The following is a 12,432-nucleotide window of genomic DNA, read 5'->3' as shown; positions in this document are numbered from 1 at the left end:
TTAAACTAAAACGATAAAGAGTGATTTCTCATATGACAAAAAGTGGAAAAAACAATGCCTGGTCTATTTGCAAAAGATATCTAATACTCTTTTTATTTGTCATGTGTTTCTCCTCTTACGCAATTGCACAAATCAGACTTCCGATTAATCCCCCAATAGAAGGAGATTGGAAAAATGCGGATCCAGAGCAAAAATCCTGGGCTATTGATATTTATAGCAAACGCATCGCTACGATAGAAAAAGTGTCATCGCTTCAGGTAAAAGTGATTGAAATTCCTTTTTACACAAAACAAAAACAAAATGCTGTTTTGTATTCGATACACGAAAACACAAAACCCAATCAGCGCTATTTATTTTTAAGAAATATGACAAATGAGCGCTTCTATCAACTGGGTGAAAATATTTCCGACGTATTACCATCAATCAACAAAGATTATAGACTGTCTCTTAACAACTCAGTTGATGTTATTAACTACGTGAAGTTCTACGGCTCTTTACATGGCACTGACAAAGGCATTTTTTATGTTTTAGATCCCAATTCACATTTGGAAATGTCTGATGACCTTTATCGAAAGTATGGCATCACGTCAATCAATGCCATCAGAACAAACACCGAAAGCTGGAAAGTGTCCGCTTTTATGCTTTATGCCAGGCAACTATTCAAGGTAACGTTTTCAGTGACTGAACAAGGTAGGGTGACAATGCTAGATGATACTCCACTTCAGATATTGCCTGAGTCAATTGTTGCCAATACACTCACTGTTAAGGGCAAGGCTCGATTGCAACAAAATCACTTAAGCCATCCTGAACCTGTAGAACATTCAGATAAAAATAACCAAATATCCGAATCGACCAATGTGCCGACTTTAAGTTTTGCCACCAGAGTGAAAGCTCGCAAATTATTAAAACAATATATCACCAGCAGTGAAAACATTAAAAATATTGCCACCCGTGCATCACAGCTGAATCAAGACAATTCCATTCAAGACTACATGGAATATTGTGTTGATGTTTTACAGAGTAGTGCAGAGGGCGAACGTTGCAAAAAGAACGACGAAAAAATTGCTGATTACCTTACTCAGGGAATACAACACACTCAGTTCATGACTGAGATTTTTACCCTGCTTAAATCGGCGGAGGCGGTTATGGGAACATACGCTAAATTAGACGAAAATCAACGTCTGCCAAAAATCATTAATTTATTAGAAAATGATGTAGAAATTGAGGAAATACTAACAGCAACGGAAGATCTGGAAAATTTAACCGGGTCACTGGAAAGATTGCATAAAGCTTTGCTGGACGTGATAAACGCCAGTGAATGCAGTTGCAGCAAGGTATCTATAAATCAATAGCACCCTAAAATTGCAAAATTACGTTGGAACATAAATTTTTTGGTGAATATAAAAAATGGTGCGTCCGAGTAGACTCGAACTACCGACCCCCACCATGTCAAGGTGGTGCTCTAACCAACTGAGCTACGGACGCACTGATTTGAAAGGGTTAACGCCTGATGCGCTGTCTTTCGAAGCGGCGCGTATATTATCGCCAGGAAACCGCCGGTGCAAGCACTAATTTTGAATTGACGTTTGAAAGCCGAGTTTTTAATCAATTGCTGATAACCGGCGGCACTTTCATGGCGTTGCTGACTTGCAAGTCGCAGGCTACGCGTTTATAACTCGCATTCTTTTGATTATTTCAGAGATATTGACCAGATGAGCCAGTGTTCCGATTGCCATGAAGTCGATCTTCAGGGCATTTTAGATGAAGTAAAACCCCTGCTCGGCCAGGGGAAAGTGGCGGATTATATTCCGGCACTGGCAAAAATCAGTGGTCAAAAGCTGGGCATAGCGATTTGCGACATCAATGGTAAAGTCTATTCCGCCGGTGATGCCACCGAACGATTTTCCATTCAAAGTATCTCAAAAGTCCTGAGCCTCACCATGGCGTTTAATCTGTATGGTGAAAGCCTGTGGCAAAAAGTCGGACGTGAGCCTTCCGGACACGCCTTTAATTCACTGATCCAGTTGGAGTTAGAGCAAGGTATTCCCCGTAATCCCTTTATTAATGCCGGTGCAATAAAGGTATGTGATCTGTTGGCTACGCGATTGTCAGCACCTAAACAACGACTCAAAGAACTGCTCTGGGACTTGTGCGGTAATACCCGTATTACCTCCAACAAAGTTGTGGCCCGTTCTGAAAAGCAATTCAGTGATCGCAATGCCGCCATGGCGCACCTGATGAAAGCATTTAATAACTTCGACAATGATGTACAAAAAGTACTGGATATCTATTTTCATGCCTGTGCTATTGAGATGTCCTGCATTGAACTGGCCCGAGCATTCTCTTTTCTGGCCAATCAGGGCAAATCGGCGGTGACACAGCAACAAGTGGTCACGCATCGCCAGAGCAAACAATTAAACGCCCTGTTGGCGGTTTGTGGCCTCTACGATCAGGCAGGAGACTTTGCTTACCGCGTAGGACTACCGGGCAAAAGTGGTGTTGGTGGCGGTATCGTCGCGATTATTCCCGGCGAATGCAGTGTTTGTGTCTGGTCGCCGGAGCTCAACAGCTTTGGCAATTCATTGGCGGGTAGTGAAGCACTGGCGTTATTTACCAGTGCTTTAGGTCGCTCTATTTTCTGAAGCTTAAATCGTTTTAAAGGGCAAGGGTTTAAGCACCTCATTGAGACAGGCTACATCCTGCAGATTTAGAAAAGCTTCGCCCAGCCGGTCTGTCTCAGACAGTACGGTTTTCCAGTATGCCAGGCGTTCGGTCACCGGGATCTTGCTGAAATCGTGCCTGTCGGGAATTTTGCCATAAGGTAAAGACGCCACAAATTCGGGAGAAGGTACCACCATAACCACATTGTCGTAGCACATTTTGTGAGGATGTCGCCAGGGTAGCGATTTATCAAACCATCCGGGTTTTGGCACAGAATAAAAGTGTGGGAATAGCACCAGGTTATTTTCGACTTTATCGGTCAACGCCGCATCGGCGTCAAAGCGTAAATCGAAATGATAATCTGTCACCCCGCCGTCGCGATACATGCCTTTTCCCGCGCCTTCGATGTTGGGGATCCCCCTTAAAATGCCGGGTATCGCCCCTGAAGCCAGAAGTGCGTCTATGACATTGGTTTCAGTCAGGGCAACCTGCCTGGTTTTCAATCTGGCGGGGTCTTCAAAATTTAAAGCTTGTCTGGCTCCTGAAAATACAAAGCGTTCATAAAACCGACCCAACTGGCGTCGACTGATACCATTGGCCAATGCACTTAACAAAAGTCCGGGGTATTGGATAGCCTTGCGTTCCGGCGCCAGCAACCCACGACACCGGGCTGCAATAAAATGAGCCACGAAAACCGGGTTATTTGCTACGAAATGGCGATTCTCTGCGGGTAACATTCGCGTCAGTAATGCCGACGCTTTGTCAGATATCTCAGTAATATCAGGCCTTTCACTGTAAACCGTTTCAGAATAGTCTTTTGCCAGTCGGTTAATGGCCGCTACCGGATCTGGCTGGGTCAGGCAGGCAAACCGAAACGCCCCCGCAGAAGAGCCCACCATATTCAGAGGCTGCGTTCTGCGATTGAAAAATTCGGATATCAATACTCGATCAATGCCCGCCAGAACAAACCACTTTGGACCTCCTGATGCACCAAGTACAGTATGAAAAAGCTCAGGTTTCAGGCCATATACCTTAAGTAGCTGGAGCGCTCTGGGCCCGGCAAAAACATTTAACACGCGATTCATTACACCAAAATTCCTACTATTTTTTTCTTAAATCATTTGCTGGGAATCAAAAAATCAGCACTTTGCTCACTAATAAAACAAAGCCCCTGTGGATTGTTTAAAATCACACCAACCAATAAAAACATTAAATATCAACAACATAACAAGTTAAACAATGGTTGCCCCCAAAGTTACCCACAGACTTTGTGAATAACTAAGTAAAAGTGGTTAAGTTATGCACAACTGAAACTTTACTTGAACTCTGGGGCAAGGTTGCGCACAATTCCGATAGATTCGCAAAGGACATGTTATGCCAAAACAAACACTAGCCACTCTACCACAAACATTCATTGTACATAGCCTTGCCGCTGATGCAGAAGTACCGCGTCAGGTATTCAACGCATCGGTTTTTTTTATTGGCAAAACCAACGATGAACTGTCTATCGTGGTACCCGAAACGGTTTCCCTGGATTCAGAAGAATCTGATGGCGACTGGCGAGCACTGGAAGTGTTAGGCCCTTTAGAATTATCCATGGTGGGTATTATGGCGCAAATTGGCAATGTGCTGGCAAAAGCCCGCATCAGTATTTTCGTGGTATCCACCTTTGAAACTGATTATTTTTTGGTGAAAGAGCGGGATTTGCATAATGCCGCAGAAGCTCTGGAAAAGGATGGCTACAAAGTTATTTTATGAAGCCTTTTCTGGGAAGACTAATTGACTCTGAAGACAGCGTAGAATTCAAAAAGCATATCGCCATTGCTGCTCCGGTGAATGGCAAAGTCTGTACATTAGACAACTTCCCATCCCTGCTCTACACGCAGCGTCTGTTTGGCGAAGGTGTTGCCATCGAACTCAGCGGCTATCAGGTTGTGGCGCCCTTTGACTGCACCGTAGAACAGCTGCCGCCTACCGCTGAAATGCTACGCCTTAAGTCGGCACAAGGTATCAGGATGCAAATTCAATTGGGACTGCAAACCGAAGTGCTTATGGGCAATGGCTTTCGTTTGTATGCCAGGCCGGGGCAAAAATTGCGACGTGGCGAAGCCTTGCTGGATTTTAATTTACGAAAAATGAAAGATAACCTTAAATCTTCACTTGCTGCTGTGACTATCTTAAACAGCAACAGGCTAAGCGGCATAAGAGCACATTACCGCCAGGTTATCGCGAATGAAGATGTGCTACTCGATCTCTATATTTAACCATACCTGACACTCACAGGACCAACAATGACAACAGTATTCGGTATTAAGAATTGCGACACCATCAAGAAAACCAAAAAGTATCTGGAGACAAAACAAATAGATTTCCGGTTTCACGATTACCGTGTTGACGGTATCGATGCTGTCTGGCTTGAAAAGGTATTAGCGCATCTTGATTGGGAGAAAGTACTCAATAAAAGAGGCACCACGTACCGCCAGCTAAGTGATGATGCGAAAACGGCCATAACCCGCGATACGGTCACCGAGGTATTGGTGCAGCACCCGGCCATGATTAAACGCCCCATTATCGAACACCAGGGGGAATTTATTTTAGGCTTTTCTGCAAAGCAACTGGATGAGGTTTTTGCCTGATGTCAGCGGTAGTTGAATTAACCAAAGACCTGATAAATCGTCGCTCTGTAACACCTGAAGATGCTGATTGTCAGAAAATGATGGCAGAGCGCTTAGCGCCTTTGGGGTTTGATGTAGAATCGATGGTGTTTCACGACACAACCAATATGTGGGCCCGCAAAGGCAGTGAAGGCCCGGTTTTTTGTTTTGCAGGACATACCGATGTCGTGCCTTCCGGCCCTGAAGAAAACTGGAAGTATCCCCCTTTTAGCGCAACCGAAGATGGGGATTTACTTTATGGTCGTGGCGCAGCCGACATGAAAGGCAGTTTAGCGGCGATGCTGATCGCCACTGAGCGGTTTGTACAAAAACACCCTGATCACAAAGGCTCTATTGCTTTTTTAATTACCAGCGATGAAGAAGGCCCGTTTATTAACGGCACCACAAAAGTGATTGATACTCTGGAAGCGCGAAACGAAAAGATCACCTGGTGTCTGGTGGGTGAGCCTTCCAGCACTGAAAAAGTCGGTGATGTAGTCAAAAATGGGCGTCGAGGATCACTCACCGGTGACCTCACGGTAAAAGGTGTTCAGGGTCATGTTGCCTACCCTCACCTGGCGAAAAATCCGGTACATCTCGCAGCACCGGCACTGGCAGAACTGAGCACGACGGTTTGGGATGAAGGCAATGAGTTCTTCCCTCCTACCAGTTTTCAAATTTCCAATATTCACGGTGGAACAGGAGCCGGCAATGTGATTCCCGGTCATCTTGATGTGTGCTTTAACTTTCGTTTTTCTACCGAAGTTACCGATCAAAAACTGATTACCCGCACCCGGGAAATATTCGATAAACACCAGTTGGATTACGACATTCATTGGACCTTTAACGGACAGCCTTTCTTAACCGCAGCAGGTGATTTGGTAGCCGCAACTCAAAAGGCGATTGCATCTGTAACCGGCAGGGAAACTCAGTTGTCGACCGCAGGTGGTACATCAGATGGTCGTTTTATCGCTCCCACAGGCGCACAAGTGGTGGAACTGGGCCCAGTCAATGCCACCATTCACAAAGTGAATGAATGCGTCAGTATGTCTGATTTAGATCAGTTAGCACTGGTGTATGAGAATATTCTGGCCGAATTATTAGTGGAATAAGGCCCGATGGAAATATTGCAATCTCTTCCGCTGGTGAAAATAGACGACAGGCATTACTTGCATGAAGCTATTGTCAGTGACTTTCTGAAACTACGCCAGGCTGCCAACAATGCCGGGGTAAATCTGGATATCGCCAGCAGCTACCGTCCTGTAGAACGGCAATTGTTGATCTGGAACGAAAAGTGGTCCGGTAAACGACCATTGTTGAACCGCGTCGGTACCCCCTGCGATGCCAGTGCACTGACGGATAAAGAAAAGCTGGATACCATTTTAATCTGGTCAGCATTGCCGGGCACCAGCCGACATCACTGGGGCACCGACATTGATGTTTACGATGCCCCGCGTATTGCTGAATCTGGTAAAACTTTGCAATTAGTGCCAGACGAATATCTGCCTGGTGGCCCCTGTGGTCAGCTCAAACGCTGGATGAATGACAACCTTGAAGCTATGGGATTTTATTGCCCCTACGCGACAGATAATGGCGGGGTTGCTTACGAACCCTGGCATATCAGTCATCTGGCGCAGAGCGCGAAATTTGAACGTTTACTGACTCCCGAAGCACTGGCAACCACCATCAGTCAACTGGATATTCTGGGAAAAAGTACCATCCTGGAAAACCTGGAGGTAATACATCGCCAGTTTATCAAATAATCGACAATATTATTTACCGCCAGCCAAATCCAGAAACGTACCGGTAATATAAGACGCTTCGTCTGACAACAACCAGGCAATGGCATGTGCAACTTCTTCGGGTGTACCACCGCGTTGCAATGGAATTTGCGGGATCAACCGTTCGACCCGTTCAGGTTCACCGCCATCTGCGTGCATATCGGTATAAATAAAAGCAGGTCTGACACTATTTACCCTGATATTCCTGGCGGCCAGTTCTATTGACAGTCCTTTGGTAATGGCATCCATCGCGGCTTTTGATGCGGCGTAATCGACATATTCAAAAGGTGCACCGGTACGGGCGGCAACCGAAGTAACATTAACAATTGCACCTGCGCCTTCAGCCTGTCGGATAAAGGCCCTGCAACACAAAAAACCGCTTAATACATTTGTATTCATCGTTGCCTGAAAACGATCGAAACTCATATCCTGTAATGGCATTTGCGTTTGCAGCATACCGGCATTATTTACCAGGCAACGGACTGGCCCCCATTCAGCATTGACCTGGTGGAACAAGCGCTGAACGTCTGATTCAAGGGACACATCCGCCTGAATAGCAATGGCTCTGCCGCCAGCGGCCACAATATCCTTTGCAACCTTGTCAGCGCTCTTAGCATCGCGACGATAATTGACAACAACGGCATAACCCTGACTGGCCAGTTTTTTGGCTGTTGCGGCGCCAATCCCCCGACCAGCTCCTGTTATCACTACGGTTTTATGCAATCTTCTGCCTCCTGAGATATTACCCTGTGGCCAGCTTAGGGTAATTTGGTTTCGATACACACTTTTGGCGCATCTTTTACCACCACCAGTGTACCTGAAATTTTATCCTGTATCGCTTGTCGGTTAGGATCCCAATACACCTGAATAAATCCCATAAGCCCGGTGGCAAAACCTGCGGTATAGCCACCGTAGCGGCCGAATGCTTCCCACAAGTTCAGGTCCGAGCCATCCAGCTTTATCACCTTGATGCCACATAGTTTTTTACCAATAGTCTGACCAGAAAACCATCCGGTAAATACACTAAAATAAAACGCAGCCCAACCAAAGTTGATCCCCATTGACGCCAGTTCATCTTCGATTTGCTGCCACAAATCCCGTGACTCGGCGCTGCTCAAGTCGGTATCTTCCGGCTCTGCCGGTAGAGTTGTTTCTGAGATTTCAGCAGGGTTAACCTCATCCCCGGGAACATGGGTAACCTCATATTCTGGTCCTTTCGTGAAATGTTTATCATCGATATATTCCCAACAACCGACAACAAAGATAAACATACAAAAGCCACCAATTACTTTAAGGGCGTTTCGGGAAACACGGTAACCCGGTTTACTGGCCAATTGCCGCCCTGCCCCCAGCAGCGTCCAACCTATAAAGCCAAACAGCATAAAATCGCTGAGATGGGTTAACAACAGTACCAGTGCGGCATCAATCAACATCGCCAATCCTCGCCTACCCGGCCCGGCCAACGGTTTTCCATATAATTCAGCGCTAACCGCAAAGGCGTATGGGGTGATATAGTTCTTATTGTCTTTTGCAACAGACGGGAGTTCATGGCCCGGAGCCTCTACCACTGGTTGCTCATGATTGTCTGGTGAAGGCGAGTTCATTTACAATAATTCCTTAATCCCCTCAGTGATACCTGTCAGGGTTAACGGATACATCCTCTGTTCCATAATTTCATGCATAATCTTCACCGACGCATAATAAGACCAGTATTGTTCCGGTTGCGGATTCAGCCAGATGGCGTGTTTAAAGTGCTGTAATAAACGGTTCATCCATACCGCCCCGGCCTCTTCATTCCAGTGTTCTACGCTACCGCCAGGATAGGTGATTTCATACGGCCCCATGGTGGCATCACCAACAAAGATCACCTTATATTCGCTGCTGTATTTATGAATAATATCCCAAACAGAAATGGTCTCTTTGCGTCGACGGCTGTTGTCCTTCCAAACCCCTTCGTAAACACAATTATGAAAATAGAAGAATTCCAGGTGTTTGAATTCGGCGTGTGCGGCTGAAAATAATTCTTCGCAAGCCTGGATATGAGCATCCATGGAACCACCCACATCAAAAAATAACAGGACTTTAATAGCATTATGCCGTTCCGGCATCATTTTGATATCCAGGTAGCCAGCGTTTTTTGCCGTTGCCCCAATAGTACCGGCTAAGTCCAGTTCGTCTCTGGCGCCGCTTCGGGCAAATTGGCGCAGTTTGCGCAAAGCCACTTTGACATTTCGGGTGCCCAACTCTACATCGCTGGCCAGGTCTTTAAACTCGCGTTTATCCCAGACTTTAACTGCGGAAAACTGGCCATTGCCATCTTGCCCGATACGCACACCTTCCGGGTTGTACCCACCTGAGCCAAAAGGTGACGTTCCTCCCGTGCCTATCCATTTGTTCCCTCCCTGATGGCGTTTTTGTTGTTCCTGCAATCGCTGCTTCAGCGTTTCCATTAATTTTTCCAGGCCGCCCAGACTTTTAATTTTGGCTTTTTCTTCTTCGCTGAAAAGTCGTTCAAATTCCTTGCGCAACCACTCTTCAGGGATCGTGTCGCCTAATAAATCGACGGACTGGATGCCTTTGAAATAATCAGCAAAGGCCCTGTCGTATTTGTCAAAATGGGATTCATCTTTGACCATACACAGTCGTGACAAATGATAAAAATCCTCCAGGTCCGCAAACGCCAGGTTTTGATCTAAGGCATTGAGCAGGTCCAGTAATTCCCTTAGCGAAACCGGGATCTGATACTCACGCAGTTTAAAAAAGAAAGGAATTAACATCAGCGTCGCGCCATAAACGCCAGTTTCTCAAACAAATGAATGTCCTGCTCGTTCTTCAGCAATGCACCGTACAGAGGTGGAATGGCATTTTTATTATTTGCTTCATGCAATACGTCCTCAGGAATGTCTTCTGCCACTAACAGTTTTAACCAATCCAGCAACTCCGAAGTCGATGGTTTTTTCTTAAGGCCCGGTATTTCACGTAAACTGAAAAACGACTCCAAAGCCCTATTCAGCAAGCTTTTCTTCAGATCCGGATAATGCAGTTGCACAATCTGTCGCATTTCATCCTCTGACGGAAAACTAATGTAGTGGAAAAAACAACGGCGCAAAAAAGCATCCGGCAGTTCTTTTTCATTGTTAGAGGTAATAATTACGATCGGGCGTTGAGTGGCTTTGATGGTTTGCTGAGTTTCATAAACATGAAACTCCATTCGGTCTAATTCCAGCAGCAGGTCATTGGGAAATTCAATATCGGCTTTATCGATCTCGTCAATCAGCAGTACCGGGCGTTGCTCATGTTCAAATGCCTGCCACAGCTTCCCTTTAACGATATAGTTAGCAACGTTGTGTACTTTGTCATCTCCCAACTGAGAGTCCCGTAATCGCGACACCGCATCATACTCATACAATCCCTGTTGCGCTTTGGTGGTGGATTTAATATGCCACTGTAATAAGGGAACGCCCAGGCTATCCGCTAACTCCTGCGCCAATACGGTTTTACCTGTGCCCGGCTCACCTTTGATCAGCAGCGGTTTTTGCAATGTAATAGCGGCGTTTACCGCCAGTTGAAGGTCTTTTGTTGCGAGGTATTTATCGGAACCCTGAAAGGACATCATTTCTCCAAAATAGACTGTGATTCGATGAATCTGGATTTGTTTCAAAAAATTTAACAATAAGTTATAGCAAAATACACTTTCGTTTTAGGTAAATCGGCCTAATCTAGTGTTTAATTGTGATTAGGTGGTCATTTAAACCCTAATCACCGACAGAATATAAATGCCAGTATTTCAAGGACATATTATGAAGTTTTTTGAAGATAATTCCCAATCCATCGGTGGTACCCCACTGGTAAAACTCAACCGGGTTACGCAAGGTAATGTGTACGCCAAAATGGAATCCAGAAACCCCAGCTTCAGTGTTAAATGCCGTATCGGCGCTAACATGATTTGGGATGCCGAAAAGCGCGGTTTACTGACAGCAGGTAAAGAGTTGGTTGAACCTACTTCCGGTAACACCGGTATTGCGTTGGCGTTTGTTGCCGCATCCAGAGGTTATAAGCTTACCCTGACTATGCCTGCCAGTATGAGTCTGGAACGTCGCAAGCTGTTAAAAGCACTTGGTGCCAATGTCGTATTAACTGAGCCACCCAAAGGCATGAAAGGCGCCGTTGCTAAGGCCCAGGAAATCGTTGACTCAGATCCTGACAAGTTTGTCATGCTGCAACAATTCGATAACCCGGCCAACCCGGAAATCCACGAAAAAACCACAGGTCCGGAAATTTGGGAAGATACTGATGGCAATATCGATATCTTTATCGCCGGTGTGGGTACTGGTGGCACCATCACAGGTGTAAGTCGCTACATTAAAAAGACTAAAGGCAAAGCTATCACCAGCGTTGCGGTAGAACCCACTGATTCTCCGGTGATAACTCAGGCCAAAGCTGGCCAGGACCTGACGCCTGGACCTCACAAAATTCAGGGTATCGGTGCGGGCTTTATTCCGGGCAACCTGGATTTAGATTTGGTTGATGAAGTTGAGCAGGTCAGTAACGATGACGCTATCGCCATGGCTCACCGCCTGATGAAAGAAGAAGGTATCTTAGCGGGTATTTCTTCCGGTGCTGCGGTTGTCGCTGCACAGCGCATTGCTGCCAGACCAGAAAACGAAGGTAAAAATATCGTCGTCATCATGCCAAGCTCTTCTGAGCGTTATCTGTCCAGCCCACTGTTCGCAGGGCTGTTTTCAGAAAATGAGCTGGAACAATAAGTTAAATTCCAGTGAATTAATACGGTTTTAGTAAAGGGAGGGTTGACCTCCCTTTACTTTTTGCGAAAAAAAAATCAGACTAGAGGACTAAATTTAGCTACGTTGATTTAAGCATTATATGAAAAAACTAGCGGTTCTCATTCCATTCCTGATCTTTGTCCTGACCGCCTGCGAAAAGATCAAATCTTCTGGTGAGCAAGTTAACAATACGGCCGACATGTCAGCCCTGATTTTCTTCGACAGCATCTATAACAAAAATGATTTCAGGACAGCGCTGAATCACGCATCGCCGCGAATGCAAAGACTGATGAAGTCTTACCATACCTCCACCAATGTAGCGCGTCACATCATTAATCTTCGCTACGATGGTGAGGTGTACATGGAAATTGATGCCGGCGACTCGGTAGGTCGTTTGGAATATGCTACCAAACAGAATGTTTCCATCTTTTTCACCGGCAACTATCAGGGCAATGTTATCGACGAGCTGCGCACGGTCAAAATGGTCAAAGAAGATGGAAAATGGGTGGTGGATTCAATCATGGCGGATAAGTTTCGCTAAGCGATAAGCCG

13 protein-coding genes, 1 tRNA gene and 1 pseudogene are annotated in these 12,432 nt (G+C 45.8%); 9 read left to right on the top strand and 6 right to left on the bottom strand.

The features are described 5' to 3' along the window. The first annotated feature begins 32 nt into the window (after positions 1–32). On the top strand, positions 33–1,352 hold the full coding sequence (locus AC0J20_RS02755; RefSeq protein WP_473020509.1) for a hypothetical protein: 1,320 nt from the start codon (positions 33–35) through the stop codon (positions 1,350–1,352). Between the two features lie 56 nt (positions 1,353–1,408). Here the strand turns inward: AC0J20_RS02755 and AC0J20_RS02750 are convergent. Beyond that, positions 1,409–1,485 (bottom strand) — tRNA-Val (locus tag AC0J20_RS02750). Between the two features lie 227 nt (positions 1,486–1,712). Between AC0J20_RS02750 and glsB the strand changes: the two genes are divergently transcribed. Then, entirely contained in the window at positions 1,713–2,642 is a 930-nt protein-coding gene (gene glsB, locus AC0J20_RS02745; RefSeq protein WP_473020508.1) for a glutaminase B, read from the top strand. A gap of 3 nt (positions 2,643–2,645) precedes the next feature. On the opposite strand, the gene AC0J20_RS02740 is transcribed toward glsB, so the two are convergent. Then, positions 2,646–3,746 (bottom strand): patatin-like phospholipase family protein, encoded by a 1,101-nt coding sequence (locus AC0J20_RS02740; RefSeq protein WP_473020507.1) that lies wholly within the window; start codon positions 3,744–3,746, stop codon positions 2,646–2,648. A 289-nt stretch (positions 3,747–4,035) separates the two neighbouring features. Here AC0J20_RS02740 and AC0J20_RS02735 point away from each other — a divergent pair, with 289 nt between their 5' ends. Genes AC0J20_RS02735 through AC0J20_RS02715 form a run of 5 tightly spaced genes read left to right on the top strand, consistent with a single transcriptional unit; the run spans position 4,036 to position 7,078 of the window. Continuing rightward, on the top strand, positions 4,036–4,419 hold the full coding sequence (locus AC0J20_RS02735; RefSeq protein WP_229527674.1) for an ACT domain-containing protein: 384 nt from the start codon (positions 4,036–4,038) through the stop codon (positions 4,417–4,419). After that, on the top strand, positions 4,416–4,925 hold the full coding sequence (locus AC0J20_RS02730; protein WP_473020506.1) for a PTS sugar transporter subunit IIA: 510 nt from the start codon (positions 4,416–4,418) through the stop codon (positions 4,923–4,925). The genes AC0J20_RS02735 and AC0J20_RS02730 overlap by 4 nt, the downstream gene beginning before the upstream one ends. Before the next feature lie 27 nt (positions 4,926–4,952). Further along, positions 4,953–5,297, top strand: coding sequence for an ArsC family reductase (locus AC0J20_RS02725; protein WP_229527676.1), 345 nt, complete (start codon positions 4,953–4,955; stop codon positions 5,295–5,297). After that, positions 5,297–6,427 carry a succinyl-diaminopimelate desuccinylase gene (gene dapE / locus AC0J20_RS02720; protein WP_473020505.1) on the top strand — a complete coding sequence of 377 codons (1,131 nt, stop codon included), beginning with the start codon at positions 5,297–5,299 and terminating at the stop codon, positions 6,425–6,427. Before AC0J20_RS02725 ends, dapE begins: the two co-directional genes overlap by 1 nt. A gap of 6 nt (positions 6,428–6,433) precedes the next feature. After that, the gene (locus AC0J20_RS02715; RefSeq protein ID WP_229527678.1) at positions 6,434–7,078 is read left to right on the top strand and encodes a M15 family metallopeptidase; all 645 of its coding nucleotides are present in this window, start codon (positions 6,434–6,436) and stop codon (positions 7,076–7,078) included. Between the two features lie 9 nt (positions 7,079–7,087). On the opposite strand, the gene AC0J20_RS02710 is transcribed toward AC0J20_RS02715, so the two are convergent. From AC0J20_RS02710 to AC0J20_RS02695, 4 genes and pseudogenes are all read right to left on the bottom strand, one after another. Then, the gene (locus AC0J20_RS02710) at positions 7,088–7,819 is read right to left on the bottom strand and encodes a glucose 1-dehydrogenase (RefSeq protein ID WP_229527679.1); all 732 of its coding nucleotides are present in this window, start codon (positions 7,817–7,819) and stop codon (positions 7,088–7,090) included. A gap of 35 nt (positions 7,820–7,854) precedes the next feature. Beyond that, positions 7,855–8,157 (bottom strand): annotated as a pseudogene (locus AC0J20_RS02705) (RDD family protein); the annotation flags it as partial. Positions 8,158–8,700: 543 nt separating this feature from the next. After that, complete coding sequence (locus AC0J20_RS02700) at positions 8,701–9,873, bottom strand: vWA domain-containing protein (protein ID WP_473020504.1); 1,173 nt, start codon at positions 9,871–9,873, stop codon at positions 8,701–8,703. Continuing rightward, positions 9,873–10,709, bottom strand: a complete 837-nt coding sequence (locus AC0J20_RS02695; RefSeq protein ID WP_229527682.1) for an AAA family ATPase — start codon at positions 10,707–10,709, stop codon at positions 9,873–9,875. The genes AC0J20_RS02700 and AC0J20_RS02695 overlap by 1 nt, the downstream gene beginning before the upstream one ends. A gap of 187 nt (positions 10,710–10,896) precedes the next feature. Here AC0J20_RS02695 and cysK point away from each other — a divergent pair, with 187 nt between their 5' ends. Further along, the gene (cysK, locus tag AC0J20_RS02690) at positions 10,897–11,862 is read left to right on the top strand and encodes a cysteine synthase A (protein WP_229527683.1); all 966 of its coding nucleotides are present in this window, start codon (positions 10,897–10,899) and stop codon (positions 11,860–11,862) included. A gap of 118 nt (positions 11,863–11,980) precedes the next feature. Next, entirely contained in the window at positions 11,981–12,421 is a 441-nt protein-coding gene (locus AC0J20_RS02685; RefSeq protein ID WP_229527684.1) for a hypothetical protein, read from the top strand. The last annotated feature ends 11 nt before the right edge of the window (positions 12,422–12,432 follow it).

The organism is Planctobacterium sp. R6 (assembly GCF_055755215.1).
Note: the sequence above shows the minus strand (reverse complement) of the source record. Positions and strands in the feature narration are given on the sequence as shown.

Excerpts from the sequence above, each read along its gene's own strand:
- AC0J20_RS02755 (WP_473020509.1), top strand. The coding sequence starts at position 33 with ATGACAAAAAGTGGAAAAAACAATGCCTGGTCTATTTGCAAAAGATAT.
- glsB (WP_473020508.1), top strand. The coding sequence starts at position 1,713 with ATGAGCCAGTGTTCCGATTGCCATGAAGTCGATCTTCAGGGCATTTTA.
- AC0J20_RS02740 (WP_473020507.1), bottom strand. The coding sequence starts at position 3,746 with ATGAATCGCGTGTTAAATGTTTTTGCCGGGCCCAGAGCGCTCCAGCTA.
- AC0J20_RS02735 (WP_229527674.1), top strand. The coding sequence starts at position 4,036 with ATGCCAAAACAAACACTAGCCACTCTACCACAAACATTCATTGTACAT.
- AC0J20_RS02730 (WP_473020506.1), top strand. The coding sequence starts at position 4,416 with ATGAAGCCTTTTCTGGGAAGACTAATTGACTCTGAAGACAGCGTAGAA.
- AC0J20_RS02725 (WP_229527676.1), top strand. The coding sequence starts at position 4,953 with ATGACAACAGTATTCGGTATTAAGAATTGCGACACCATCAAGAAAACC.
- dapE (WP_473020505.1), top strand. The coding sequence starts at position 5,297 with ATGTCAGCGGTAGTTGAATTAACCAAAGACCTGATAAATCGTCGCTCT.
- AC0J20_RS02715 (WP_229527678.1), top strand. The coding sequence starts at position 6,434 with ATGGAAATATTGCAATCTCTTCCGCTGGTGAAAATAGACGACAGGCAT.
- AC0J20_RS02700 (WP_473020504.1), bottom strand. The coding sequence starts at position 9,873 with ATGTTAATTCCTTTCTTTTTTAAACTGCGTGAGTATCAGATCCCGGTT.
- AC0J20_RS02695 (WP_229527682.1), bottom strand. The coding sequence starts at position 10,709 with ATGTCCTTTCAGGGTTCCGATAAATACCTCGCAACAAAAGACCTTCAA.
- cysK (WP_229527683.1), top strand. The coding sequence starts at position 10,897 with ATGAAGTTTTTTGAAGATAATTCCCAATCCATCGGTGGTACCCCACTG.
- AC0J20_RS02685 (WP_229527684.1), top strand. The coding sequence starts at position 11,981 with ATGAAAAAACTAGCGGTTCTCATTCCATTCCTGATCTTTGTCCTGACC.